The 24972-nt window shown below is 68.6% G+C and carries 28 protein-coding genes, 3 tRNA genes and 1 pseudogene; 12 read left to right on the top strand and 20 right to left on the bottom strand.

Translation table 11 applies throughout. From position 1 onward, the window contains the following. The first annotated feature begins 60 nt into the window (after nt 1–60). Nucleotides 61–555 (top strand): DUF427 domain-containing protein, encoded by a 495-nt coding sequence (locus E2F48_RS13190; RefSeq protein WP_133404422.1) that lies wholly within the window; start codon nt 61–63, stop codon nt 553–555. A 31-nt stretch (nt 556–586) separates the two neighbouring features. Here E2F48_RS13190 and E2F48_RS13185 read toward each other — a convergent pair whose 3' ends face one another. Further along, nucleotides 587–1876 (bottom strand): adenylosuccinate synthase, encoded by a 1290-nt coding sequence (locus E2F48_RS13185; protein ID WP_133404421.1) that lies wholly within the window; start codon nt 1874–1876, stop codon nt 587–589. Nucleotides 1877–2034: 158 nt separating this feature from the next. Between E2F48_RS13185 and E2F48_RS13180 the strand changes: the two genes are divergently transcribed. After that, nucleotides 2035–2634, top strand: a complete 600-nt coding sequence (locus E2F48_RS13180) for a hypothetical protein (protein WP_133404420.1) — start codon at nt 2035–2037, stop codon at nt 2632–2634. A 105-nt stretch (nt 2635–2739) separates the two neighbouring features. Here the strand turns inward: E2F48_RS13180 and E2F48_RS13175 are convergent. The 4 genes and pseudogenes from E2F48_RS13175 to E2F48_RS13160 all read right to left on the bottom strand — a co-directional run bounded on the left by E2F48_RS13175 (nt 2740) and on the right by E2F48_RS13160 (nt 5326). Beyond that, nucleotides 2740–2953 (bottom strand): annotated as a pseudogene (locus tag E2F48_RS13175) (helix-turn-helix domain-containing protein). Nucleotides 2954–3095: 142 nt separating this feature from the next. Continuing rightward, a complete protein-coding gene (locus E2F48_RS13170) occupies nt 3096–3515 on the bottom strand; it encodes a DUF3151 domain-containing protein (RefSeq protein WP_133404419.1) in 420 nt (139 codons plus the stop codon). A 2-nt stretch (nt 3516–3517) separates the two neighbouring features. After that, the gene (fbaA, locus tag E2F48_RS13165) at nt 3518–4537 is read right to left on the bottom strand and encodes a class II fructose-bisphosphate aldolase (RefSeq protein ID WP_133404418.1); all 1020 of its coding nucleotides are present in this window, start codon (nt 4535–4537) and stop codon (nt 3518–3520) included. Nucleotides 4538–4705: 168 nt separating this feature from the next. After that, on the bottom strand, nt 4706–5326 hold the full coding sequence (locus tag E2F48_RS13160) for a TrmH family RNA methyltransferase (protein ID WP_133404574.1): 621 nt from the start codon (nt 5324–5326) through the stop codon (nt 4706–4708). A gap of 133 nt (nt 5327–5459) precedes the next feature. Between E2F48_RS13160 and E2F48_RS13155 the strand changes: the two genes are divergently transcribed. Continuing rightward, complete coding sequence (locus E2F48_RS13155; protein WP_133404417.1) at nt 5460–6239, top strand: HAD-IIA family hydrolase; 780 nt, start codon at nt 5460–5462, stop codon at nt 6237–6239. Nucleotides 6240–6327: 88 nt separating this feature from the next. Here the strand turns inward: E2F48_RS13155 and E2F48_RS13150 are convergent, their stop codons facing one another. Both E2F48_RS13150 and pyrE read right to left on the bottom strand, forming a co-directional pair. Continuing rightward, nucleotides 6328–7326, bottom strand: coding sequence for a thioesterase domain-containing protein (locus E2F48_RS13150; RefSeq protein ID WP_133404416.1), 999 nt, complete (start codon nt 7324–7326; stop codon nt 6328–6330). A 69-nt stretch (nt 7327–7395) separates the two neighbouring features. After that, the gene (gene pyrE / locus E2F48_RS13145; RefSeq protein WP_133404415.1) at nt 7396–7986 is read right to left on the bottom strand and encodes an orotate phosphoribosyltransferase; all 591 of its coding nucleotides are present in this window, start codon (nt 7984–7986) and stop codon (nt 7396–7398) included. 126 nt (nt 7987–8112) lie between these two features. Here pyrE and E2F48_RS13140 point away from each other — a divergent pair, with 126 nt between their 5' ends. Genes E2F48_RS13140 through E2F48_RS13110 form a run of 7 tightly spaced genes read left to right on the top strand, consistent with a single transcriptional unit; the run spans nt 8113 to nt 14608 of the window. Next, nucleotides 8113–9090 (top strand): ABC transporter substrate-binding protein, encoded by a 978-nt coding sequence (locus E2F48_RS13140; protein WP_165968765.1) that lies wholly within the window; start codon nt 8113–8115, stop codon nt 9088–9090. 7 nt (nt 9091–9097) lie between these two features. Next, on the top strand, nt 9098–10162 hold the full coding sequence (locus tag E2F48_RS13135; protein WP_165968764.1) for a FecCD family ABC transporter permease: 1065 nt from the start codon (nt 9098–9100) through the stop codon (nt 10160–10162). Beyond that, nucleotides 10159–11244, top strand: a complete 1086-nt coding sequence (locus E2F48_RS13130; RefSeq protein WP_133404413.1) for a FecCD family ABC transporter permease — start codon at nt 10159–10161, stop codon at nt 11242–11244. Before E2F48_RS13135 ends, E2F48_RS13130 begins: the two co-directional genes overlap by 4 nt. Continuing rightward, nucleotides 11241–12062, top strand: a complete 822-nt coding sequence (locus E2F48_RS13125; protein ID WP_133404412.1) for an ABC transporter ATP-binding protein — start codon at nt 11241–11243, stop codon at nt 12060–12062. Before E2F48_RS13130 ends, E2F48_RS13125 begins: the two co-directional genes overlap by 4 nt. Nucleotides 12063–12096: 34 nt before the next feature. Next, nucleotides 12097–12921, top strand: a complete 825-nt coding sequence (gene nadE / locus E2F48_RS13120) for an ammonia-dependent NAD(+) synthetase (RefSeq protein WP_133404411.1) — start codon at nt 12097–12099, stop codon at nt 12919–12921. A gap of 26 nt (nt 12922–12947) precedes the next feature. Next, nucleotides 12948–13757: an exodeoxyribonuclease III gene (locus E2F48_RS13115; RefSeq protein WP_133404410.1), complete on the top strand. Its 810-nt coding sequence runs from the start codon at nt 12948–12950 to the stop codon at nt 13755–13757. Continuing rightward, nucleotides 13754–14608, top strand: a complete 855-nt coding sequence (locus E2F48_RS13110) for a DUF8083 family protein (RefSeq protein WP_246018979.1) — start codon at nt 13754–13756, stop codon at nt 14606–14608. The genes E2F48_RS13115 and E2F48_RS13110 overlap by 4 nt, the downstream gene beginning before the upstream one ends. Before the next feature lie 186 nt (nt 14609–14794). Here the strand turns inward: E2F48_RS13110 and E2F48_RS13105 are convergent, their stop codons facing one another. The 9 genes from E2F48_RS13105 to E2F48_RS13065 all read right to left on the bottom strand — a co-directional run bounded on the left by E2F48_RS13105 (nt 14795) and on the right by E2F48_RS13065 (nt 21698). Further along, nucleotides 14795–15805 (bottom strand): LacI family DNA-binding transcriptional regulator, encoded by a 1011-nt coding sequence (locus tag E2F48_RS13105; protein ID WP_133404409.1) that lies wholly within the window; start codon nt 15803–15805, stop codon nt 14795–14797. Nucleotides 15806–15810: 5 nt separating this feature from the next. Further along, the gene (locus E2F48_RS13100; protein WP_133404408.1) at nt 15811–16776 is read right to left on the bottom strand and encodes a carbohydrate ABC transporter permease; all 966 of its coding nucleotides are present in this window, start codon (nt 16774–16776) and stop codon (nt 15811–15813) included. Next, entirely contained in the window at nt 16773–17738 is a 966-nt protein-coding gene (locus tag E2F48_RS13095; protein WP_133404407.1) for a carbohydrate ABC transporter permease, read from the bottom strand. Before E2F48_RS13095 ends, E2F48_RS13100 begins: the two co-directional genes overlap by 4 nt. A 155-nt stretch (nt 17739–17893) precedes the next feature. Further along, nucleotides 17894–19243: an ABC transporter substrate-binding protein gene (locus E2F48_RS13090; protein WP_133404406.1), complete on the bottom strand. Its 1350-nt coding sequence runs from the start codon at nt 19241–19243 to the stop codon at nt 17894–17896. Nucleotides 19244–19501: 258 nt separating this feature from the next. After that, nucleotides 19502–20104: a hypothetical protein gene (locus E2F48_RS13085; RefSeq protein WP_133404405.1), complete on the bottom strand. Its 603-nt coding sequence runs from the start codon at nt 20102–20104 to the stop codon at nt 19502–19504. Next, on the bottom strand, nt 20101–20697 hold the full coding sequence (locus tag E2F48_RS13080; protein ID WP_133404404.1) for a DUF6286 domain-containing protein: 597 nt from the start codon (nt 20695–20697) through the stop codon (nt 20101–20103). The genes E2F48_RS13085 and E2F48_RS13080 overlap by 4 nt, the downstream gene beginning before the upstream one ends. Then, nucleotides 20694–21083, bottom strand: a complete 390-nt coding sequence (locus E2F48_RS13075; RefSeq protein ID WP_133404403.1) for a hypothetical protein — start codon at nt 21081–21083, stop codon at nt 20694–20696. Before E2F48_RS13075 ends, E2F48_RS13080 begins: the two co-directional genes overlap by 4 nt. Then, nucleotides 21080–21271, bottom strand: a complete 192-nt coding sequence (locus E2F48_RS13070) for a DUF2273 domain-containing protein (RefSeq protein ID WP_133404402.1) — start codon at nt 21269–21271, stop codon at nt 21080–21082. Before E2F48_RS13070 ends, E2F48_RS13075 begins: the two co-directional genes overlap by 4 nt. 22 nt (nt 21272–21293) lie before the next feature. Further along, a complete protein-coding gene (locus E2F48_RS13065) occupies nt 21294–21698 on the bottom strand; it encodes an Asp23/Gls24 family envelope stress response protein (protein ID WP_246018977.1) in 405 nt (134 codons plus the stop codon). A 357-nt stretch (nt 21699–22055) separates the two neighbouring features. On the opposite strand from E2F48_RS13065, the gene E2F48_RS13060 reads away from it, so the two are divergent. Beyond that, complete coding sequence (locus E2F48_RS13060) at nt 22056–22871, top strand: lysyl oxidase family protein (protein WP_133404400.1); 816 nt, start codon at nt 22056–22058, stop codon at nt 22869–22871. 67 nt (nt 22872–22938) lie between these two features. Here E2F48_RS13060 and E2F48_RS13055 read toward each other — a convergent pair. The 3 genes from E2F48_RS13055 to E2F48_RS13045 all read right to left on the bottom strand — a co-directional run bounded on the left by E2F48_RS13055 (nt 22939) and on the right by E2F48_RS13045 (nt 23311). Continuing rightward, a tRNA-Phe gene (locus E2F48_RS13055) sits at nt 22939–23014 on the bottom strand. A gap of 61 nt (nt 23015–23075) precedes the next feature. Beyond that, nucleotides 23076–23149: transfer RNA gene (locus E2F48_RS13050), tRNA-Asp, on the bottom strand. A gap of 89 nt (nt 23150–23238) precedes the next feature. Then, nucleotides 23239–23311: transfer RNA gene (locus E2F48_RS13045), tRNA-Glu, on the bottom strand. A gap of 146 nt (nt 23312–23457) precedes the next feature. Between E2F48_RS13045 and E2F48_RS13040 the strand changes: the two genes are divergently transcribed. Then, on the top strand, nt 23458–23817 hold the full coding sequence (locus E2F48_RS13040; protein ID WP_120165793.1) for a metallopeptidase family protein: 360 nt from the start codon (nt 23458–23460) through the stop codon (nt 23815–23817). A gap of 34 nt (nt 23818–23851) precedes the next feature. On the opposite strand, the gene E2F48_RS13035 is transcribed toward E2F48_RS13040, so the two are convergent. Continuing rightward, on the bottom strand, nt 23852–24871 hold the full coding sequence (locus E2F48_RS13035) for a universal stress protein (RefSeq protein ID WP_133404399.1): 1020 nt from the start codon (nt 24869–24871) through the stop codon (nt 23852–23854). Nucleotides 24872–24972 lie beyond the last annotated feature (101 nt).

Genomic DNA, 24972 nt, shown 5'->3' with positions numbered 1-24972 from the left:
TGTCCCCTGTGCACCAGCCTACAGACTGCGCGGCGGGTTGCTAAAGGTTAGCGTTGGGCCATGAGCATTCGACGCGCAGTCCCCGGTCCCGGCCAGGAATCCGTCTGGGACTATCCGAGGCCGCCACGCTTGGAGGCGAGCACCGAGGAGATCGTCGTGCGGTTCGGCGGCGAGGAGATCCTTCGGACCTCCTCGGCCCTGCGGGTCCTGGAGACGAGCCATCCGCCGGTGTACTACCTGCCGGCCGCGGACTTCGCGCCCGGGGCGCTTGAGGCGGCGGAGGGAAGTTCCTTCTGCGAGTTCAAGGGCACCGCGGCCTACTTCGACGTCGTCGGCCGCGGGCGGCGCGCGGCACGGGCGGCCTGGGCCTATCCCTCTCCCTCGGCCGGCTACGAGGAACTCGCCGGCCGCGTCGCTGTGTACCCGGGGGCGATGGATCTCTGCACCGTGAACGGTGAACAGGTCACCGCGCAGGCCGGGGACTTCTACGGCGGCTGGGTCACCGCGAGGATCGTCGGGCCCTTCAAGGGCGGGCCGGGAACCCGGGGCTGGTGACACCCCGGGCCCGGGGGCCCGGGGCGCCGCCTCAGCCGGAGATGAGGTCGTTCACCACGATGGTCTGGTCGCGGTCCGGGCCGACGCCGATGGCCGAGAACCGGGTCCCCGACATCTTCTCGAGCGCCCGCACGTAGACCTGCGCGTTGTCCGGCAGGTCCTCGATGCTGCGGGCACCGGTGATGTCCTCGGTCCACCCCTCGAAGTACTCGAAGATGGGCTTCGCGTGGTGGAACTCGGTCTGGGTCATGGGCATCTCGTCGTGGCGTACGCCGTCGACGTCGTAGGCGACGCAGACGGGAATGCGCTCGATGCCCGTGAGGACGTCAAGTTTCGTCACGAAGTAGTCGGTGAAGCCGTTGACGCGGGCCGCGTGACGCGCGAGCACGGCGTCGTACCAGCCGGTGCGGCGCGGGCGCCCGGTGTTCACGCCGAACTCTCCGCCCGTCTTCTGCAGGTAGAGGCCCATGTCGTCGAAGAGCTCGGTGGGGAACGGACCGGCGCCGACGCGCGTGGTGTAGGCCTTGATGATGCCCACGGCGCGGGTGATGCGGGTCGGGCCGATGCCCGAGCCGACCGACGCGCCGCCCGCCGTCGGGTTGGACGAGGTGACGAACGGGTAGGTGCCGTGGTCGACATCGAGGAAGGTGGCCTGGCCGCCCTCCATGAGCACGACCTTGCCCTCGTCGAGCGCCTCGTTGAGGACGAAGGTCGAATCGACCACCAGGGGCCGCAGGCGCTCGGCATAGGACAGGAAGTACGAGACGATCTCGTCCACCTCCACGCCGCGGCGGTTGTAGACCTTGACGAGCAGTTCGTTCTTCTGCTTCAGGGAGCCTTCGACCTTCTGGCGCAGGATCGACTCGTCGAAGACGTCCTGGACGCGCAGGCCAAGCCGGGCGACCTTGTCCATGTAGGCGGGGCCGATACCGCGGCCGGTCGTGCCGATGGCGCGCTTGCCCAAGAAACGCTCGGTCACCTTGTCGAGCACCTGGTGGTACGGCGCGACGAGGTGCGCGTTGGCCGAGATCTTCAGCTTGGAGGTGTCTGCACCCCGGGCCTCGAGTCCGTCGATCTCGTCGAACAGCGCCTCGAGGTTGATCACGCAGCCGTTGCCGATGATGGGGATGGCGTTCGGGCTGAGAATGCCGGCGGGAAGGAGCTTCAGCTCATACTTCTCGCCTCCGACGACCACGGTGTGCCCGGCGTTATTGCCTCCGTTGGGCTTGACCACGTAGTCGACACGGCTGCCGAGCAGGTCGGTGGCCTTGCCTTTACCTTCATCGCCCCACTGGGCTCCGACAATCACAATCGCAGGCATGGGATCCTCCCCCATTGTGGCGGCGCGGGGTGCGGTTCGGATGCAGCCGCTGCCGTCATGAGAATGCCCCCGGACATGCGTCCGTTCCCGGCCGCATCAGGGGCTCTTACGTCCCAAGTTTAGCCGAGCGCACGGTGAAGGCGCTGCACAATGGTGCAATGGACCGATTTAGAGGACATATCGCCGGCGTCGGCACCGCCTCGGGCACCCGGCTGGTGGTGGGCCGATGGGACGAGTCGCCCTTCGGCGCCTTCACCGACGTCATGATGGAGGACGTCGGCGGCGTCCGGACCCTGCTGGCCCCCTCGGAGGACATCGCCGCCTATGTCGGGTCGACCTACTCGTTCGATGAGGTCCAGGTGGTGCCGGTCCGGGCGACGCTGTCCGCCTCGCACCTCACCGTCGAAGCCGGCGGCCTTCGTCTCAGCGCCGACCTCGGAGCGCCCACCCCGCTCGGACGGCTGTTGGGGTTGGTTCCCCGCGCCCTCGCCACCAGTCCCCGGTGGCTCGCACTGATCTCACCGGCGGCGGCACTGCTCCTGCCGGGGGTCCGCACCGCAGGTTCGGCCGGCAACGGCCGCCGCGAGTACTACGGAGTCACCTCCGCCCGCAGCATCACCGCCGCCTCAGCCGAACTCCACGGAGCGTCCCTGGGGACGCTCGCGCCGCTCCGGCCTGCGGTCCGGTTTGGTTTCAGCTCCGCACCGGCGGCACCCCAGATCGTCAGCGTCGTGACCACCATTTCGCGCACCGGCTGAGCTGAATGGTCGACCACTGGGTTCAACCGCCGGCTCGGCAATCGCGGCTCAACCTCCCGACTTGACCTCCCCGGACAAGCGCCGAGCGCTGCCCCTGCGGAAGGGTTATCCCACGGAGCGGCGCTCCGGATTCATCGCATCCAGGTACTGCTGAACTGCGTCCTCGGGGACCCGGTAGGAACGCCCGAAACGGATCCCGTGAATTGCCCCCGATTGCACCAGCCGATAGACCGTCATCTTGGAGACCCGCATCATCGAGGCCACCTCCGACACGGTGAAAAGGTGAGTTGGAATTGTCTTGTTGTCCGCCACGGCACACCCGCTTCCACAAACCCAGCCGCCACTTTGGCGACTCCCTTAACTGTCTTCGGTCCAGTGGAGGGCTCACAAGGGATCGCGCTACTCGTTTCCCGAAAGAGCAAAGACGAGTAGTTCGGTGGAGTGGGTGCGCTCTAGCGGGTTCAGGAACCGAGCTGTGCGCTTGCCTCAGGGTCGGACTCCCGCAGGAATACCGCAATCCGCTCCGCTTCCTCGATCTCACCGATGGAGGCGGCGGCCCGGCCCAGGGCGTAGAGGGACCTCAGGAAACCCCGGTTGGGCCCATGGGAGTACGGCACCGGTCCAGCGCCGCGCCAGCCGTTGCGGCGCAGCGCGTCAAGGCCCCGGTGGTAGCCCGTACGGGCGTAGGCATAGGACTCGATGGTGCGGCCCTCGGCATAGGCCTCGTCGGCGAGGATGGCCCACACCAGCGACGACGTCGGGTGCTTCGCCGCCAGGTCCACCGCTTCGTCGCCCGCCTTGAGCCGCGCCTCGACCTCCGGTTCCTCGGGCAGGTACGTCGGTTCGGGCCCGAGCAGGTTCTTGCGGAATTCGTCGGACATCCCTAGAGCTTCTTTCCTGCCGAGCCCAGGGACTGGGCCGCTTCGACGACGCGGGCGGCGAGGGCCGCTTCGGCCGAGGCGCCCCAGACGCGGGGGTCGTACACCTTCTTGTTGCCCACTTCGCCGTCGACCTTCAGGACGCCGTCATAGTTGCGCAGCATGTGGTCCGCCACCGAGCGGGTGAACGCGTACTGGGTGTCGGTGTCGATGTTCATCTTGATGACTCCGTACGAGACCGCGTCGGCGATCTCCTGCTCGCTGGAGCCGGAGCCGCCGTGGAAGACCAGGTCGAAGGGCTTGTCCTTGCCGAGCTTGGAGCCGACCTGCTGCTGGATGTCCTTGAGGATCTCCGGGCGCAGCTTGACTCCACCGGGCTTGTAGACGCCGTGGACATTGCCGAAGGTCAGGGCGGTGATGTAGCGCCCGTGCTCGCCGGAGCCAAGGGCGTCGACAGTGGCCAGGGCGTCCTCTACCGTCGTGTAGAGCTTGTCGTTGATGGCGTTCTCCACCCCGTCCTCCTCACCGCCGACGGTGCCGATCTCCACTTCGAGGATGATCTTGGCGGCGGCCGCCCGGGGCAGGATCTCGCGGGCGATCCGAAGGTTCTCCTCGAGGGTCTCGGCGGAGCCGTCCCACATGTGTGACTGGAACAGCGGGTTGCCGCCGGCCTTGACCGCTTCCTCGGAGGCCGCGAGGAGCGGCAGCACGAAGTCGTCGAGCTTGTCCTTGGGGCAGTGGTCCGTGTGGAGGGCGATGTTGACGTCGTACTTCTTCGCCACCTCGTGGGCGAAGGCCGCGAACCCCCGGGCGCCCGCGACCATGTCCTTCACGCTGGCCCCGGACCAGTAGGCCGCCCCGCCCGTCGAAACCTGAACGATCCCATCGGAACCCGCCTCGGCGAAGCCGCGCATGGCGGCGTTGAGGGTCTGCGACGACGTGACGTTCACCGCCGGGTACGCGAAGCCACCGGCCTTCGCGCGGTCGATCATGTCGGCGTAGATTTCGGGTGTGGCGATGGGCATGGTCGACTCCTTGTAGCTGGGTTCGTGGACGCCGGGCGGAAAGCACCCCGTGCGGTCGTTTCCATCCTAGCCACCCGCCCCAGCCCCCGCAGGGCTAATCGGTGCGGTGCCCTTCGGCCTGGGTTCAGACCTGCCGCGCAGAGACCCGGCTGGCGTCGGGCCCGGCGCTCAGACCCGCTGGTCGAACACGTGCCGGCGGATCCAGCCGTGCATGGCGATAGCTGCGGCCGCCGACGCGTTGATCGACCGCGTTGAGCCGAACTGGGCGATGGAGAGGGTCGCCTGGGCGGCGGCGTGGATCTCCGGCGTCAGCCCCGGGCCCTCCTGCCCGAAGACGAGGACGCAGCGTTCGGGCAGGTCGAAGGTCTCAAGCGGCACCGAATCGGGAAAGTTGTCGATGCCGATGACCGCCAGGCCCTCCGCGCCCGCCCAGGCCACGAAGTCCTCGACCGTCGGATGGTGGCGGACGTGCTGGTAGCGGTCGGTCACCATGGCCCCGCGGCGGTTCCAGCGGCGCCGTCCGATGATGTGCACCTCGGCGGCGAGGAAGGCGTTCGCGGTGCGGACCACGGAGCCGATGTTCAGGTCGTGCTGCCAGTTCTCGATGGCGACGTGGAACGGGTGCCGGCGGGTGTCAAGGTCGGCGACGATAGCCTCGTGGTTCCAGTACCGGTAGGCGTCCACCACATTGCGGGTGTCCCCCGCCTCAAGCAGCTCCGGATCCCACTGCGGCCCCGAGGGCAGCTCGCCCTCCCAGGGCCCCACGCCCACCGGTGCGGCACCGTTCAGGACCCCTGCCGGCGGGGTGTCCTGTCCGCGCCCCTGCGGGGCCGCGTCGTCGTTTTCGCCTCGATTTTTCACCTCTCAAGCCTAAGGTGAAAGACTGACCCGGATTCCCCGCCCGGCCCACCGAAGGAAGCAGATGCGCAACAACGACTACATTGAGTGCTGGCTGACGGACATGGACGGCGTACTGGTTCACGAGAACCATCCGATTCCCGGAGCCGCGGAGCTGATCGAGCGCTGGGTCGCCACCTCGAAACGGTTCCTCGTGCTGACGAACAACTCGATCTACACCCCTCGCGACCTCGCGGCGCGGCTGGCGGCATCGGGCCTCGAGATCCCCGAGGAGAACCTGTGGACCTCTGCAATGGCGACGGCCGAATTCCTCAAAGGGCAGCTGCCGGGCGCCCGCGCCTACGTGATCGGCGAGGCCGGCCTCACGACGGCCCTTCACGAGGCCGGGTTCGTGCTCACCGACACTAACCCCGACTACGTGGTGCTCGGGGAGACCCGCACCTATTCGTTCGAGGCCATCACCATGGCCATCCGGCTGATCCTCGAGGGCGCACGGTTCATCGCGACGAACCCCGACGTCACCGGCCCGTCCAAGGAGGGCGTGCTGCCCGCCACCGGGGCGATCGCGGCACTGATCACCGCGGCGACGAACCGGGACCCCTACATCGTCGGCAAACCCAACCCGATGATGTTCCGTTCGGCCATGAACCAGATCGAGGCGCACTCGGAAACCACCGCGATGATCGGTGACCGGATGGACACCGACATCATTGCCGGCATGGAAGCGGGCCTCCACACAGTCCTGGTGCTCAGCGGGATCACCCAGCGCGAAGACATTGACGCCTACCCCTTCCGGCCGGCCCAGGTGGTCAACTCGGTCGCGGACCTGATCGACACCTTCTAGGGCGTCGACACCTTCCGGGCCCGGAGCAGTGGCCGGGTCCGTGCCAGCAGGTACGACACCGGGTCGCTGCGGGTCGCGCCCTTGCCGGTCACGTCACTGTGGCGCGGCCGCCGCCCCGGGGCAGCGGAATGAGCTGCTCCTGGACCTGCTGCAGCAGCGGACGGTACGTCAGCGGGTTCCACTGCGGGCTCGCGTGGGCCGGGCGGGCCCCTTCTGTCACCAGGTCGCTCAGAATGAGGTTCCGCGGGAAAATCTCGGCCCAGCCGGCCCGTGCCGTGCCGTAGTTGACCACGGTGTCCTGCGGATTCCCGAGGAACGCCAGCTGCGTTGAACCCAGGGCGTTCCGGAACCGCGTCGGGTCAAAGTGGTAGATGTAGGAGGCCTGCGACTGGATCAGGACGCTGCTGGGTGCCAGCGGCGAGAGCTGTTCGAAGGTCTGGTCGATGATCTTGCGCCAGGTCCGTTCGTTCTTGTGGGCAATCCGCTCACCGAGTTCATACCCGCCACGCACCACTGTGGGGATGCGGTACCCGGCCTCATACAGGAACACGACGCCCTCGAACATTTCCTGTTCGAGCACGTCGAATTTCGTGTGGGGGCTCGAGTCGAGCACGATCAGCTCGACGGGGATGCCGCGGTCGGCAAGCCGGGCCGCAACCTCGACGGCAACCATCCCACCGAAGCTGTGCCCGTAGAAGTAGAGCTTCTCCAGTTGGAAGTTCCGCACGTACCGGTTCAGCTCCGCGACGATATTGCTCACGTCCAGCCCGCGGTTCGAGTACCCCACGGTGGCCATCTGCGCCCGACGTGACAGCGTGGGCCGCAGCGAATTGAGGATCCAGAGGGCCTCCTCCCAGCTGGTCTTGTAGCCGGGGAAAAGCACCCAGCGCGAGTGCGGGAATGCGGCCCGCGCACCGTCGTCGGGCACGGGGAGCAGGCGCAGGTTCTCGCGCTCCTTCTGGATCCTGCGGGTGAGGACGAGATCCGCGGCGAGCGCCAGGCCGAGGGAGGACCCGGTCAGGAAGGCCCTGCGGGAGAAGGCACCGACCTCGCTGGCGTCGCCCAGCAGGCGGCGGGCATCATCCATGGCGGATCGATCGCCTCCCGTCAGTCCAGATGTCGTCCCCAAGCACTTCCGCCGGCAGCCGCCGGCACCTCAGCCGAGGCCGAGTTCTTCCTTCCCGAAGGCGTAGAGGTAGGGAACTCCCGCTTCGGCTTCGATCCGCTCCCGCGAACCGGTGTTCCGGTCGACGATGACGGCGACCGCGCGCACGTCACCGCCTGCCTTCCGGACGCCTTCGACGGCGGTCAGCGCCGATCCCCCCGTGGTCGAGGTGTCCTCAAGGACGACTACGGGCCGGCCGGCGACGTCGGGCCCCTCGACCTGGCGTCCCATGCCGTGGGTCTTCGAGGCCTTCCGGACGACGAAGGCGTCAATAGGGCGCCCGGCCTGCGCCGCGACGTGCATCAGCGCGGTGCCTACCGGGTCCGCGCCCATGGTGAGTCCGCCCGCGCTCTGGAAGTCGATTCCCGCGTCATCCAGGAGCCGGAGCATAACGCGCCCGACGAGCGGGGAGGCCTCGTGGTGGAGGGTGATCCGGCGCAGGTCGATGTAGTAGTCGGCCTCGACTCCGCTGGAAAGCGTCACCTTCTCATGCACCACGGCTAGTTCCTTAATAAGTTCGAGGAGCCGGGCGCGGTCGGCGGCAGGAGCTGAGGTGTCGGCGGGCGGGATGTCGGCGGTCATGAACCGAGTCTATCGAGTCCCCGGGACCGCTGCGCCCGGCCCGGGAAGGCCCGAGGCGGACACCCGATGTTAGGGTTGACTTACCTTACTTTCCCGTTGTTTCCCGCATCCTGTCCGGAGTTCCCTATGCCAGCTTCGCCCCTGTCCCGCCTGCGGTCCGCCCGCCTTCCCGCGCTTCTGCTGGCAGCCGCCGTTGCCCTTGCCGGCTGCGGTCCGCAGGACGCCGGCGGAGCCACTGACACGGCGCCGGAGACCGGGGATTCCGACTCCTTCCCGCGTGTGGTGCAGCACGAACTCGGCGAGACCACCATTCCGGAGCGCCCGGAGCGCGTCGTCGCCGTCACCGACGGCGGCGAACTCGCTTCCCTGCTGGCCCTCGGCGTCGAACCCGTGGGATTCGGCAAGCGCAACGACCCGATCCGCCCCTGGATCGAAGCGGCCGGAGGCGCGGAAATCGAGTCCTACGACCTGGCCGGCACCGAGGTGAGCTTCGAGCGCATCGCCGCATGGAAGCCGGACCTGCTGGTGGTGCAGGCAGGGTTCGCCACCAAGGAGAACCTCGCCCAGTACAGCGCCTTGGCGCCCACGGTGGTCACGAGTTTCATCGACTGGAAGGACAACCTGCGGCAGGTCAGCGAGGCCACCGGCACCACCGAAAAGGCGGCCGAACTGGTCGCCGAAAACGAGGCCGCCGTCGAGGACGCGGCAAAGGCGCTCTCCGGGAGCAAGGGGCTGAAGGTCCAGGCCATCACCGTTTTCGAGGGCCCCGAGATCTACCGGCTCAACGACGCCTCGCCGCTCGGCAAGCTCGCCCCCTCCCTCGGCCTGGCCCCCTTCCCGAAGGCCGGAACGCCTGGAGAGGCCGTTGACACCGTCTCGCTGGAGAAACTGGCCGACATCGACGCCGACGTCCTCCTCGTTCAGGACTTCGGCGACGACGGACCCTACCGCGCCCTGAAGGAGCAGGAGATCTGGAAGCGCATCCCCGCGGTGAAGACCGGCAAGGTGATCGAACTCAGCGTCGAGGAATCCGAGGCCAGCTACTTCGACAGCGTCCTGACCGTCCCGTTGAACCTGCAGATGCTGCAGGACCGGCTGGGCTGATTTCCCGGTGAGGGCGACCGCGCCGGCCGCAACGGAGTCCTTTGCGGCTCCCGTCCGTACCCGGCTGCCCGTGAACACCTGGCGGGGACGCGCGGTGCTGTTCGCGCTGCTGTCCCTGCTCGCCGGTCTCTGCGCCCTGCTCAGCCTCGCCATCGGGGCCCAGAACATCGCCTTCGACGAGGTGTGGCGGGCCCTGGTGGCACCCGAAAGCAGCGACGAGCACGTCATCGTACGCACCCTGCGTGTCCCGCGGACCCTCGTGGGGCTGGCCGTAGGGGCGGCGCTGGGCCTGGCCGGAGCCCTTATCCAGGGCCACACCCGAAATCCCATCGCCGACCCCGGCCTGCTGGGGGTCAGTGCCGGCGCCGCCTTCGGCGTGGTGCTGAGCATCTACGCCCTCGACCTGAGGCTGCCCGGCGGATACGTCTGGTTCGCCTTTGCCGGAGCCCTGGCCGCCAGCGTCGTCGTCTTCCTGCTCGGGGCAAGCGGGCGGGGACGGTCAACGCCGGTGACCCTCGCACTGGCGGGCGCCGCCGTGAGCGCCCTGCTGGGGGCCCTGACGAGCGCCCTGGTGCTCCTTGACCCGGACAGCCTCGACGGCTTCCGGTTCTGGGCCGCCGGATCACTCGCCGGCAGGGGAAACGACGTCCTGTTCCCGCTGCTGCCGTTCCTCCTGCTGGGGACCGTGCTGGCCTTCGCCAACGCCCCGGCGCTCAACTCGCTGGGCCTCGGGGAGGACGTCGCCCGCACCCTCGGACTGCATGTGGGCCGGGCCCGGGTCACGGGGGTGGCGGCCGTGACGCTGCTGGCCGGTGCCGCCGTCGCCGCCGCCGGGCCCATCGGCTTCCTCGGCCTGATCGTTCCGCACCTCGCCCGCGCCGCCACCGGGCCGGACCACCGGTCGCTGCTGCCCGCCTCGGCCCTGCTCGGGGCCAGCGTGCTGCTCCTTGCCGACGTCGCCGGCCGCCTCGCCGCGCCTCCGGGCGAACTGCAGGTCGGCATCGTGCTCGCCGCTGTGGGCGCACCGTTCTTCATCCACCTCATCCGTCGCCGACGGCTGGTGGCCCTGTGAGCGCGGGGCCCGCGCGGGCCGGCCCCGCCCGGCCCGCCGTCCCGGGGCGGAACCCGCTCCGCATTGGACCGGTGAGCGGGGTGTGGCACCCGCGCACCGCCGCCGTGTGCGCGGCCCTGCTGCTCGTGTCGGCCGTCCTGATGTGTCTGGGCGCCACCCGCGGCGACTTTCCCCTGCCCCTGACCGACGTGCTGCGCGTCCTCGGCGGCGGTGGCGAGGAACTGGACCGGGTCGTAGTCCTCGAGCTGCGCCTGCCCCGCGCGGCGGCCGGCGCGCTGGTGGGGTTCGCCCTGGGCATGGCCGGGGCCATCACCCAGGCAGTGGCCCGCAATCCCCTCGCCAGCCCCGACCTGCTGGGTATCAGCGCCGGAGCCGGTGCCGGCGCCGTCACCCTCATCGTCCTGGGCGGCGCGGCCGGTCCCCTGGCCCTGCTCGGGGTGCCGGCCGCGGCGCTCGTCGGGGCCCTGGGCGCGGCGCTGCTCGTCTACCTGCTGGCCTGGCGGGACGGCATCGACGGGCTGCGCCTTGCACTGATCGGCCTGGCGATCGCTGGCCTCGGCACCTCCCTCACCACCTACCTGCTCCTCCGGGCCAACCTGACCGAGGCCACGCAGGCCACGGTGTGGCTGACCGGTTCACTCAACGGCCGCGCCTGGGACTCGGTGCTCCCGCTCGCCGTGGTGGTCCTGGCGGTGCTCGCCGCCGCACCGGTCTTCGGGCCGCGCCTTGCGGCACTCCAGCTCGGGTACGACACCGCCCGCTCGCTCGGCCGGCGGGTCCAGCTGGGCATGGCCCTGCTGGTGGCCGCCGCCGTCGTCCTCGCCGCAGGCGCGACGGCTGCCGCCGGCCCGGTGGCGTTCGTGGCGCTGGCGGCACCCCAGATCGCCCTGCGCCTGCTCGGACGCGCCGCCCCGCCGCCGGTGACGGCGGGGCTGACCGGGGCGGCGCTCGTCCTCGCCGCGGACCTCCTGGCCCGCACCGCGCTGCCGGTCGAACTGCCCGTGGGCATCGTCACCGCCGCCCTCGGGGCCCCGTACCTGATCCATCTGCTCGTCGCCGCCAACCGGAGGTCCAACGCATGATCCAGCCATCCAGCCGCCTCCAGGCCGACCGGTTGACCCTTTCCTACGGTGGAACCGAAATTGTCGGCGGGCTCAGCTTCGAGGTGCCGCCGGGAATGATCACCGCCGTCGTCGGCTCCAACGGCTGTGGCAAGAGCACCCTGCTCCGCGGCCTGGCCCGGCTCCTGCGGCCCTCCGCGGGGGCCGTGCTCCTTGACGGCAAGGCGATTGATCGGATGCCCACCCGGGAGGTCGCCCGCCACCTTGGCCTGCTCCCCCAGGCACCCAGCGCGCCTGAGGGGCTCACCGTCGGCGACCTGGTGGCCCGCGGCAGGCAGCCGCACCAGAGCTGGCTGCGCCAGTGGTCCCCGGAGGACGAGGACGTCGTCGCCCAGGCCCTGTGCTGGACGGACATGCTCGACTCCGCGGACCGGCGCCTCGAGGACCTCTCCGGTGGCCAGCGCCAGCGCGCGTGGATCTCCATGGCGCTGGCCCAAGGCACGGACCTGCTGCTGCTCGACGAACCGACGACGTACCTGGACCTCGCCCACGCCGTCGACGTCCTCGACCTCGTCGAGCGCCTCCGGGACGACCACGGGCGCACGGTCGTCATGGTGCTTCACGACCTCAACCTCGCCGCCCGGTACGCGGACGTCCTGGTCGCCATGAAGGACGGCCGCATTCTCGCGCAGGGCCACCCCGGGGACATCCTCACGTCCGAACTGCTCTTTGAGGTGTTCGGGCTCTCCGCCCGCCTCATCGAGGACCCCGTCTCCGGGCGTCCCCTCGTGGTGCCCCTCGGCGGAAGCCGTGCCGCGCGCAGGCCCGCCCCGGCGTAACGCCCCCGAAACGCGCGCGTAGTAGCCTGAGCACATGCGGAAACTCCAGGCGAAGATCATCGAGGAACTGGGCGTGCGCCCCACCATCGACCCCGCAGGGGAGATCCGGAAACGCGTGGCTTTCCTCAAGGATTACCTCCGCGCGAGCCGGACGAACGGGTTCGTCCTCGGCATCAGCGGCGGGCTCGACTCGACCCTCGCCGGCAAGCTTGCCCAACTCGCCGTCGATGAGCTGCGCTCCGAGGGCGTGGACGCCGACTTCATCGCCGTCCGCCTGCCCTACAACGCCCAGAAGGACGAGGAGGACGCCCAGGCCGCCCTCGCGTTCATCGAGCCGCGCAGCACGCGCGAGTACAACGTCGCTCCCGCCGTCGACGGCTTCCAAGACGAGTATGTGAAGACCACCGGCGAGAAGATTTCGGACTTCAACAAGGGCAACATCAAGGCCCGCGCCCGCATGGTGGCCCAGTACGCCCTCGCCGGGCAGCACAACCTTTTGGTCCTCGGCACCGACCACGGCGCGGAGTCCGTCACAGGCTTCTTCACCAAGTACGGCGACGGCGGAGCCGACATCCTGCCGCTGTTCGGGCTGAACAAGCGCCAGAACCGGGCGCTGCTGAAGGAACTCGGAGCCCCCGAGGCGCTGTACAACAAGGTTCCGACGGCAGATCTGCTCGACGACGCGCCCGGCCAGGCCGACGAGAAGGAACTCGGCCTGACTTACGACCAGATCGATGACTACCTCGAGGGGCGCGAGGTCACCGAGGCTGCAGCGGCGGCCATTGAACACCGTTACTGGATCACCCGCCACAAACGCACCGTGCCGGTCACCCTTTTTGATTCCTGGTGGCGGGGCTGAAGCAACCCGTTGATAACCTAGTGCCCGTGAAGATCGCCACCTGGAACGTCAACTCCCTCCGTGCCCGCGCCGACCGAGTCGAGGCGTGGCTCGGCCGCTCCGACGTCGACGTCTTGGCCATTCAGGAGACCAAGTGCAAGGACGAGAACTTTCCGTGGGAGATGTTCGAGAACGCCGGCTACGAGGTGGCCCACTTCGGGCTGAGCCAGTGGAACGGCGTGGCCATCGCCTCCCGGGTGGGACTCGACGACGTGGAACGCACCTTTCCGGGCCAGCCCGCCTTCGCCAAGCCCGGGATTGAACCCGTCCAGGAGGCCCGCGCCATCGGCGCGACCTGCAACGGAATCCGCGTCTGGAGCCTCTACGTGCCCAACGGGCGCTCCCTCGACGACCCGCACATGCCCTACAAGCTCCAGTGGCTCGACGTACTCCGTCAGCACGCCAAGGAGTGGGTGGCCGCGGACCCGGAGGCGCAGATCGCCCTCATGGGCGACTGGAACATCGCCCCGCAGGACGAGGACGTGTGGGACATCGACTTCTTCGTCAACGGCGGACACACCCACGTCAGCCCGCCCGAACGGAGTGCCTTCCAGGGGTTCCTCGACGCCGGCTTCGCCGATGTCGCACGCCCCTTCACCCCCGGGCCCGGCGTCTACACCTACTGGGACTACACGCAGCTGCGCTTCCCGAAGAAGGAGGGCATGAGAATCGACTTCGTGCTCGGCTCCCCCGCCCTCGCCGCGCGGGTGGCCAACGCCTCGATCGACCGGGAGGAACGCAAGGGCAAGGGCGCCTCGGACCACGCGCCCGTGATCGTGGAGCTCGACGGACAGTGACCCGCCGCCGCCCCACCGGAATTGCCCGGCCGTTTCCGTACGTCTCGTTCCTGCGGGTGTACGAGCCCCTCGACGCCTTCGACGACGCCCAGCAGCTCGCCATCCTCGAACAGCGCTCGCGCGGCCGCCGCATCACCGAGCAGCTCGACTACGAGCAGTCGCTGCGCCGGGTCACCCGCACGGTGTCGGACCCGTTCCCGCACCACGAACCCGACCTGGTCCGGGTCCTCCACTTCCCCGGGAACAGCGGCAGCACCACCCCCTACTACTGCCCGAACCAGCTCTCGGTCCGCACCACCCTCGCCGCCGAGTCCCTCGACGCGACCCTGCGCGGCCCGCTCGTCGACGTCCTCGTGCCCGAGGCGGCCCGCGAGGCCCAGCAGGCCCGGCTCGACCCGGACACCTTCGCGGATTCCGTAGCGAAGCTCCACACCCGCTCGGCCACCTGGGGCGTGCCCTTCGCCTGGTTCGTGCTCATCCACGAGGACGACCTGACGGAGGTCATCGAGGACAACGGCAGGGTGAGCACGGTCCGCATCTCGGCGAGGGTGCACGAGTGCATCGACCGGGCCCGGCACGCCATCGCGCAGCTGGCCATCGGCGCCCCCGAACTGGACCTGCTCGAGGAGCTGACCGAGCTCACGCAGTGGCTCGAGGTGTTCCGCCGGGACGCCATTGTGGAGATCGACTACGGTGCCGTCGCCGACCGGGTGTTCCCCGACGAGTCACCGCACGATGTGCGGATCGGGATCGAAAGCCTCGCCGAGGCGGACATGACCGGCGCAGCCGCGTCCTACCGCAGGCTGGCCTCGCGCTGGATTCCGATCCGGCAGCTCGCCCGCGCCTCCTGACGCAGGGGATCACTCTCCCCCGCTGGTGGTGGACAGTCCGTGCCACGGGGCAGCCCCGCGGTTTCACGCTCCGTGTCGAACCTGCCCACTGACCGGCCGTGCTCAGTGGGCATGAGCTTGTCACTGGCCCGGTCTGCCAAGTGACCGGCCCTGGTCAGTGGGCAGACCCCGCTGCACCAGCCCGGCTCAGCGCGGCACGGGCCCCGTCGAGGCGCGCACGATCAGCTCATGCGGCTGGACCGGAATGACGTCGGCGGCGGGATGGCCCTGGAGTTCGTCCAGCAGGATGCCCGCCGCGAAGTCACCCTGCTCGTTGGGGCTTTGCCGGATGGTGGTCAGGCCCATGGGGTCGGAAAACTCGTGGTCGTCGATACCAATCACCGAGAGCTCGCCCGGCACATCGATGCCCAGTTCCACCGCCGCCCGCAGCACGCCGAAGGCCATCTCGTCGGAGGAGCAGAAGACCGCCGTCGGCCGGTTCCCGGGATCGGCGAGCATCTGCAGGGCCCCGGCGAGGCCTTCCTTGAACCGGAAGTCGCCGAAGACCTCCCATTCCGGACGGATTTCGAGGCCATGGTCGGCCATGGTGCGCCGGTAGGCCGTTTCACGGATCCGCGGGACCTGGAAGTCGATGCCGAAGGACCCCCCACCGCGCAGGTGGCCGATGCGGGTGTGCCCCAGGCCGATGAGGTGTTCCACGGCGTCGCGGGCGGCGGCGCTGTCGTCGATCCCCACATGGCGCACGCCCTCGACGGCGCCGCCCACCACGATGGTGGGCGACTCCAGTTCGAGGAGGGAGGATCGCTCGGAGTCGGTCAGTTCAAGGCAGAGCACCAGCAGCCCATCGATGCGCTTGCGCAGGATGGAGCGGTGGAACACCCGCCCCCGGTTGACGCCGGACCCGCCGAGGCTGAACAGCACCAGGTCGTAGCCTGCCGCCCGGAGCCGCCGGTCAACCCCCTCGAGGACGGCCGAGAAGTACCACCGCTCGATCTGCGGCAGCAGGACCCCCAGGGCCATGGTGCGCCCCGAGGCCAGCCCCGCTGCCGCCGACGACGGGACGTACCCGAGGTTCTGCGCCTCCTGCTCCACGCGGGAGCGGGTGCTCGGCGAGACCCCGGGCAGTCCACGAAGGGCGCGCGAGACCGTTGCGGTGGAGACCCCCAGCGACTTCGCAACATCTTCGATGCTCGTCACCGGAGTTACCCCTTGAGGCCACCCGCCAGCAGCCCACGGACGAAGTACCTCTGCAGCCCGAAGAAGACCGCCAGCGGAATGAGGATCGAGACGAACGCACCGGCCGTAAGCCGCTGCCACTCGCCGCCCCGGGAGCCCTGGAGCTCGGCGAGCCGCTGGGTGATCGGCGCGACGTCGGCACCGCCGCCGGAGAAGACCAGCGCGACCAGCAGGTCGTTCCACAACCACAGGAACTGGAAGATTCCGAAGGAGGCGAGCGCCGGCGTGGCCAGGGGGATGATGATCCGCCAGAAGATCGTGCTGTGCCCGGCGCCGTCGACCCGCGCCGCTTCGATCACCTCACCGGGGATTTCCGCGATGAAGTTGTGAAGCAGGAAGATCGCCAGCGGGAGCCCGAAGATGGTGTGGGCGACCCACAGCTGGGCGTAGGTGCCGCTGGGGAACAGCTGCAGGTCCCCGATCTTCAGGACCTGGGTGAACAGCTGCAGCAGCGGGATCAGTGCCATCTGCAGCGGCACGATCTGCAGGGCGAAGACGAAGATGAACAGTCCGTCCTTGCCGCGGAATCTGCCCCACGCGAACATGTACGCCGCCATGGCGCCGATGACCAGGGTGAAGATGGTCCCCGGAATGACGATGGCGAGGGAGTTCACGAAGTAGGAGCCAAGGTTCGGCGACTGGCTTCCCCCCGGAGCCAGGACGTCCTCGTAGTTGGCGAGGGTGAACTGCCAGTCGGTGAAGACGTTCCACCAGCCGTTGCCCTTGATGTTGTCCTCGGGGCGGAACGATGAGACGAACAGGCCGAAGGTCGGAATCGTCCAGATCACGGCGATGATGACGGCGGCCGCCGTCGCACCGCGGGAGGTCAGCCGCTGGCGGACCCGCCGCTGGATCGGCGGGCGTTCCGCCGTCTCGATGTCCTGGAGCTCCGGAAAGACCTTGTTGGTGTTCTCGGCGGGAATGGCGCTCATCGGATCTCCTTCTGCTGGCGGAGCAACCGCGCGTTGTAGACGACGACCGGCAGGACCATCAGGAACAGGACCAGCGCGAGGGCGGCGCCGCGGCCGGGCTCGCCGGCGCGGAACGCCTGGGTGTACATCTCGTTTGCGACCACCGAGGTTTCGTACTGTCCGGCCGTCATGGTGCGCACGATGTCGAACACCTTGAGGGTGCCGATGGTGATGGTGGTGACGACGACGATCAGGGAGCCGCGGATGGTCGGGATCGTGACGTTCCTGAACTGCTGCCACGCGCTGGCGCCGTCGAGCCGGGCGGCCTCGATGATTTCGGTGGGGATGCCCTTGATGGCGGCGGACAGCACCACCATGGCGAACCCGGTCTGGATCCAGATCATGACGGCGATCAGGAAGAAGGTGTTCTCGGGGGCATCGAGGAGGAACTGCTTGGGCGTCTGCCCGAACCAGACCAGGATCTGGTTGACCAGGCCGATCTGGTCCGCCTCGGCTCCCTTGTAGGCGTAGACGAAGCGCCAGATGACGCCGGCACCGACGAAGGAGATAGCCATGGGCATGAACACGAGCGCCTTGAGCGCCTTCTCGCCGCGGGCCTTGTCGATGAAGACCGCGTAGGCGAGGCCGATCGACGAGGCCAGCAGGGGCACCAGGACCACCCAGATAACGGTGTTGCGCAGGGTGATCAGGGCCTCGGGCTGGGTGAACATCCACACGAAGTTGTCCAGGCCGATGAATTCCCCGGCCGCGTTGGTGAACGAGAGGTACGTCGTCTGCAGCGCCGGGTACACCAGCCCGACCGCGAGCAGGATGAGGGCCGGGGTGAGGAACCCGGCGATCTGGACCTTTTCCCGGGCGGATTTCGGTGCCCGGTCGACGATGAGCATAATCACGCCGATGATGGCGGCGAAGATGGCGAGAGCCACCACCACCTGTAAACCTTTTTCTGCTATATCTTCCACAGCCCAGCCTCCTTGGTGCGCCTGGTGGATGAAACGATGAACGGTCCGGACGCGGGGGCATGCGCACGTGTGCGGCAGCCGGCGCGGTGCCGGAGGGCACTAACGCCGCCGGCCGGCCCCCGAGGGGAACAGCCGACGGCGTTAGATGCGTCGAACTACGAGCTCGGCCAGCTGCTTTCGACCGAGTCCGTGACCTTCTTGGTCTCGTCGCCGTTGATCCAGTTCACGATGCCGCTCCAGAAGGAGTTGGCACCGACGGCGCCGGGCATGAGGTCGGAGGCGTCGAAGCGGAAGACCGTCTCGGGGTCCTGGAGCAGCTCGATCGACTGGCGGTCGAGGTCCGATCCAGCGAGCTCGGGATCAAGTCCCTTGTTGGCGCTGATCGCACCGCCCTGCTCAACGCGGGCGTTGGCGAACTCGGCACTCGCCATGTACGACTGCAGGGCAACGACCTCGGGGCGGTCCGCGTAGGCACCGACCATTTCGCCGCCACCGGTGATGGCGGTGCCATCGGCGGGGTCAACGGGAGGGGTCATGAAGGCCCAGACGTCGCCGTCCTCGGCCACCTCGGTGCCTTCGGGCCAGTTGGCTGCCTGGAAGGAGGCCTGGTGGTGCATGGCGCAGGCGCCGTCGAGGACGGGCTGGCCCGCCTCGGCGAAGGCCGTCGACAGGATGGAGCGCGAGTCTCCGAAGCCGCCGTTGACGTAGTCGTCGTTCTTGAGGATCTCCCCGACCTTGTCGAAGGACTCGACGATCTTCGGGTCGTTGAACGGAATCTCGTGGGCGACCCACTGGTCGTAGACCTCGGGGCCGTGATCGCGGAGCACTGCGTCTTCGACCCAGTCGGTTCCCGGCCAGCCGGTTGCCTCGCCGGATTCGAAGCCGGCGCACCAGGGCTTCATTTCCTCTTCTTCGCTGGCGATCTTCTCGGTCAGCTCCATCATCTCGTCCCAGGTCTTGGGAACTTCCCAGCCCTTCTCCTCGAAGGTGGCCGGGACGTACCAGACGTAGCCCTTGATGTTCGCGAGCATAGGGGCGGCGTAGAAGGTTCCGTCGACCGTGCCGTACTTCTTCCAGTCCTCGGACCAGCCCTCGTCAACGAGGTCGGAGACCTCCTGGGGTGCCGGCTTCAGGTTCTCCGCCTGGGCGGCGAGCAGGCCCGGCTGCGGGAAGATGGCAAGGTCCGGCGGGTTGCCGGCCTTGGCGCGGACGCCGATCTGGGTCTCGAATTCCTTCGACCCTTCGTAAGCGACCTCGATGCCGGTGCATTCGGCGAAGTCGGCCCAGGAGTTTTCGAGCAGCTCTGCCTCGACGTCGACGATCGTGGAGTAGACGCTGACCTCGGTGCCTTCGTGCTCTCCGTAGGCTTCGTAGAGGGAGCAGTCGGCGTCTCCGCCGCCGCCGGCTTCACCGGATCCGCCGGATCCGCAGGCGGAGAGTGCGAGCGTCAGGACGCTCAGAGCCGCGAGCGGCGCCAGCGCTTTCTTGGTGCGAAACTGTGGCATTAAAGAGACTCCTTTGTCTGGCAGCACGCATCGGTGTGCTCCGGGTCCACCATCGGACCCTGAAACCAACCGTGCCGCCGCCTCACCAGATTGATCTCCCGAGAGTAAGCGCTTACGTAAGACCGCGGCAACTCAGGGCGGCCCCGGGCGCCCCTTCGATATCGAATCGTGACTCTCCTCACCACCGGGTCCCGAGCGCCGGTGCCCGGGGATCCGGGTGCGGCACGACGGAGGGACGGCTGCGGACCGGGGGCTGGTTCAGCTGACCCGGTCCGCGTGCGTGAAACGGGCGCGGGCGCCGGCACTGATGCTGATCAGCACCGGTGCGCGGTGGCCCAGGACGACGTCGAGCGCCTCGACGAGCCCCGCGACCTCCTCCGCGACCCGTGCGGGCGCGGCTCCCTGCCGCGGATAGACCCGGATGCGCAGCGCGGAGGTGCCGCGGAACCGCCAGGTCGTCACGGCGGCGTTCACGAGGTCGCGCCGGTCCTGCAGCGCCACCTTGAGCGCCTGCTCGGCCGCAGCCGCCGTGATGGTGACAGTTCCGGCCGCCTCCCCTGGCTCCTGCCCGCCGTCTTTGATGAAGTCGCCGGTCCTCCCCCGTCCCTGCACGGCCAGCCAGATGATCATCAGCGTGGCCAGCAGCAGGAATATTAGGGCCAGCAGGATCCACAGCCAGTCCTCGCCGCCGCGCACTCCGAGCGAGCGGGTTCCGGCTGCGGCACTGGAGGAGACGGCCCGCCAGGTCCGGGCTGCCTCCGGGATCAATGCCGCGGCCGCCGTGGCGGCCCCGGCGGCCATGAGCACAAGGCCGAACAGCCCCAGCAGGATCCGGTTGAGCGCGCGGGGGGTCGAATTCACTGTCCGATCACCCCGCTCGGGGCGATCGACACCTGGACGGTGGGGAACGGCTCGGCCACCGTGCCGCGGAGATCCTCCTCGACGGCCCACCGCACCGCCTCGGCGTCCACGGGGATACCGGAGGTCGGGCGCACGGAGACCTCAACTCGACGCCGCCCCACGGTGACCAGTACCTGCTCGGGGCCGACGCCGGCGGCCAGGCGGGCGCGCCGGGCCAGCGTCGCGGCCAGGATCTCGGCATCGACCACCACGGCGGCCCTGGCGTTGGGCACCGCATAGCGGGCCCGCCGGCCCGGAAGGAGGGCTGCGAGGGCAAGGACCAGGCCGAGAACGAACACCAGCAGGCCCGCCGGAACCAGGACGGACGCGGGCAGGAGGCCGGGCAGGCGGCCCAATGCCGCCGCCACCTTTTCTAGGTCGATCAGGAACGGCGGGTCCCCGACCGCCTTCAGGACCGCCTCAAGGAACAGCAGGATGCAGGCGGCCGCGACGAGGATGCCCGTGATGACCGAGGGGACGGCACGGGAGGCGTGGAGTTCCCGCCGAAGGGCGTGGGCCGTCACCCTGTTCGCGGAACCTGTGGTCCCGCTCATCGGACCCGGCCCTGCACCGAAGCCGTCCCAATGACCCTGATATCGACGCGGCTGAGGCGGGTACCGGTGAGGGTGGCCACCGTCGCAAGGATGCCGGCCTTCGCGTGCCGGGCCCGTTCAAGGACCGATCCGCCGGAAGGCGCAGGGAGGAAAGGCTCCGCGGCCAGGCGCGCCAGCGGCGGGATGGGCACGGGCAGTGACAGTTCAAGGGCGAGCAGGCCGCCGTCGTCGGTGTACACCGCGCGGACCTGGCCCGCCTGAACCCCGAAGTGCTCCGCGGCGGCGGCCTGAGCCGTACTAACGAGTGCCTGGGTGGTGATCCGGTTGTGCCCGGCGACGCGAGGGGAGGCCGCCGGCTCGGGCGTGCGGACCGCTGCGGTGCTCACGAAGACGATCGGCGCCCGGTGAGGGCATCCCGGACGCCGCGGAAATCGAGCTTGCCTTCGGCGCTGCGTCCCAGCAGCGCCCCGGTCCCCATCAGCAGGGCCGTCAGCAGGAAGCCCCAGAATCCAAAGGCGAGGCCGGCGAAGGCGAGAACCGCCCCGGCCGCCATGCCGGTGACTGTCGGTGTCATGAAAAGTCCTCCATCGGACGGGTCAGAGCTGGGTGGAGCCGAGGGCTCGGGTTTTCTCGCTGGAGCGAACGTCGTTCAGCCCCGGCACATGCACGTCGCTGACCTCGACGTTGACCTCGATCACCTCGAGTCCGACGAGGTCGCTGACGGCCTGGTATACGGCCCCCCGGACGGCGTCGGCCAGCCGGTGCAGCGGGTAGCCGTACTCGGCGACGAGGCTGACATCGACCGCGACCTGCGTCTGGCCAACCTCCACGCGCACGCCCTGGACCGGCTCGGCCGCGCCGACGGCGTCACGGAGCGCCCCCAGCGCCCGGCCGGCGCCGCCGCCAAGTGCGTACACGCCCGGCACCGAGCGGGCCGCGACGGCGGCGATCCGGACGGCCGCCGGGTCTGCGATCACCGTCCGCCCGGGTGCCGATCCCATGGCGGTAGAAGGAAGAGGGGGTTCCGTGGGAAGCGGGTCCATGCGCGCGCACCTTTCGTCTCTGCCCAGCCTAAGCCCTTGTCAGGGTTGGAGGAGAGGACCCGGGCCGTGCCGGATCCGGCGCGGCCGCTGCCCTCATGCCGCTCGGCGGGCACCGATGCGCCGTGGAGGGGCACGGAGCGCAGGACACCTATTTTGCCGCCCGCAAGCGCCTTCTGAATTCGCCTCTTTTGTGTACTTGGCATCCCGGCCGGACTAGTCTCTGCATCATGGCGGTTCCGAGCCGGATCCTCCAGCTCCTGGGCAAAACCCCGCCCACAGCTCCTGGGCAAAACCCGCCCAGTCGGGAGGTAAGAGATGTCCCTTTCAAGCCCCGTTCGGCGATCCCTTCTGGCGGTGACGGTCGCCCTTATCACCTGTTCCTGCACCACGCAGGGCCCGCCCAGCACGACCGAGCCAAGCGCCGAACCATCCCCGTCCGAATCAGTTCCTGGGACTGCGGCCTCCGAGCCGGCCGCCGACGTCCTGCCCGACATGGCCATGCTGCCGCTTGAGACGTTCCGTCTGGCGTACGAGGGGGACGAGCGGGTTCTCCGGTTCGACACCGACGTCATCAACAACGGCCCGGGTCCGGTCGATGTAACCGGTGAGCGGAAGAACACAATGACCCCCGATCTCAAGGTGAAGCAGAACATCCTCCTTGAAGACGGCTCCACCCGGGAAGTGGATACGGATGCCATCCTGCGCTACGAGACCTTCGACGGTCACGAGCATTTCCACTTCCAGGACTTTGAGAGGTACAGGATGAGGCCCGAGGGAGGTTCGGAGTGGACGGGGTCGCATAAGGAGGGCTGGTGCCTTATCGACGACGGCAACCTTGGCGGAAAACCTTCCCGGTACAACCCGGACAATTTCGACTGCGGCGCGTACGAGGAAGATGAAGCACTCGAGGTCCGTCAGGGCCTGACCGAGGGCTGGGTCGACGTCTACGACTGGTACCTGGAAGGCCAGTACATCGAACTGAAGGGATTGGAGATACCGGGCAACTTTTGTGTTGAGGCCGAAGTGGATCCGGAAAAGCTGCTCACCGAGGTGACCCGGGACAACAACATCGCCTCGGCCCTGGTCCGCATTACGGACACGGAGGTGACCATCGTGCGGCAGGGCTGCTGAACAGCCCCAGGCCGCCTCTTGAGGGCGCTCTTAAACGAGAAAACCCCCGGTGATCCGGGGGTTTTGCTGGTGGCTCCGACCGGCGTCGATCCGGTGACCTTTCGATTTTCAGTCGAACGCTCTACCAACTGAGCTACAGAGCCGTGCAACCATCTCTTGATGATCACCGCATCAAACCGGCACTGCTTTCGCCTGCCGCCTGAGCGACCCTGACGGGACTTGAACCCGCGACCTCCGCCGTGACAGGGCGGCGCGCTAACCAACTGCGCTACAGGGCCTTGCTATCTTGCACTTTCATTTTTGCAAGAGTTTCATCCTACCAGCATCTCTGCCGTGCGAATGACCACCGAAACCGGTGGATCCTGCGTACCCCCAACGGGATTCGAACCCGTGCCGCCGCCGTGAAAGGGCGGTGTCCTAGGCCGCTAGACGATGGGGGCCCGGACCACACTGGGCGAAAACCCCCCGCTGTGGACCTATAAAACTATAGGTCCTTACTCTGGAATTTCCAAAATGCATCGGCGCTGCGTTTCGTGCCGCCAAAACCGGCGCGCGGCGCGGATACAGTCGAAGCGTGCCTATCGACATGAGCCTTGCCGACTTCGAGGCGGCCGTGGATGACGCCATCGACTCGATTCCCGAGGACCTCGCCCGTGCCATGAACAATGTGGCGATCTTCGTCGTGGAGGAGTACGAGCCGGGCCCGGGCGACGAACCGGACCCGGACCTGCTGGGCCTGTACGAGGGGGTGCCGCTGACGGAACGTGACTCGTGGTGGGACGCCGGGTCCCTGCCGGACCGCATCAGCATCTTCCGCCAGCCGCTGATGCGCATGTGCTCCACCCGGGAGGAACTCGTCGAGCAGATCCTCATCACGGTCATCCATGAGGTGGCCCACCACTTCGGCATCGACGACGACCGCCTGCACGAACTCGGCTGGGGCTAGCCCGGCGGGCGCCGGTTTTCCGGAGAGGGGCGGCTCAGCCCACCGGCGGGATCATGGGCCCGAAGGAACTGCGGTCCAGCAGGCGCGGATCCTCACTGTCCGGAACCACCATCACCGGCCCCTTGGCATGGTGCAGCACGCCCTGGCTGGTCGAGCCCATCAGCATGCCGGTAAACCCTCCGCGGCCGCGCGTGCCGACCACCAGCAGCTCGGCCGTTCGTGAGGCGTTGATGAGCACTTCCGCCGGCGGCCCGTCGAGCTGCTCCACGGTGATCTCCAGGCCCGGGAAGTGGCTCTGCAGCCAATTCCGGCCCGCCTCAAGCTGAACGGTGATGTCCGCGTGCAGCGCCTCCCGGTCCAGGGGTGCCGGCACCCATGCCAGCGAACCGTTGAACGGGGGGATGGAACAAATGACCCGCAGCGGGATGCCGCGGGAGACGGCTTCCTCGGCGGCCGCGAGCGACGCCCGCCGTGCCTGCTCGGAGCCGTCGACGCCGACGACGACGACCCGTTCGATCCCCGACGCCGGCGGGCCGGGCTCGCCCTTGGACCTGCCCACAAGCTGAGGCTGTCCGAAGCGCGGCGCGCACGAGAGCGGGACGATTACCGTTGGACTCTTGGCGTGGGCCGGGAGGGCGCTGCTGACCGACCCCAGGAGCCGCCCGACGAAGCCTCCCCTGCCGCGGGAACCCACGACGACGAGGTCGGCCTCGGCCGAGAGGTCGAGAAGCACTCCGGCGGCGTCGCCGGTCTCGATCCGCGGGATGACCTCAAGTCCCCTGCCGGACAGGTGGGCCACCGCCTCATCGAGGACGGCGCGGGCCCCCTCGCGGATGACCGAGTCATCAACCGTCGCGTAGCCGGCGTCCATGCTTGAGGCGGCGAAGACCGGCACGGTGTAGGCGGTCACCACGTACAGGGGCGACCGGCGCCGCTCGGCTTCCTGCGCTGCCCACAGCAGGGCGCAGACGCTCTGGTCGGAGCCGTCAACACCCACAACGATTCCGGATCGGACCGACGCTTCGGCCGGATGATCGCCCTGCGAGGTACTCATGGCACGCCCCTTTGCTCACCGCCCGACCCCGACCCGGGGCCGGTTGTCAATATTTGTAGCCTACTCCGGCACCTTGGTCTATTCACGGTGCAAAAAGTTAT

It is taken from the genome of Arthrobacter crusticola (assembly GCF_004357995.1).
Classification (GTDB): Bacteria; Actinomycetota; Actinomycetes; order Actinomycetales; family Micrococcaceae; genus Arthrobacter_D; species Arthrobacter_D crusticola.
Note: the sequence above shows the minus strand (reverse complement) of the source record. Positions and strands in the feature narration are given on the sequence as shown.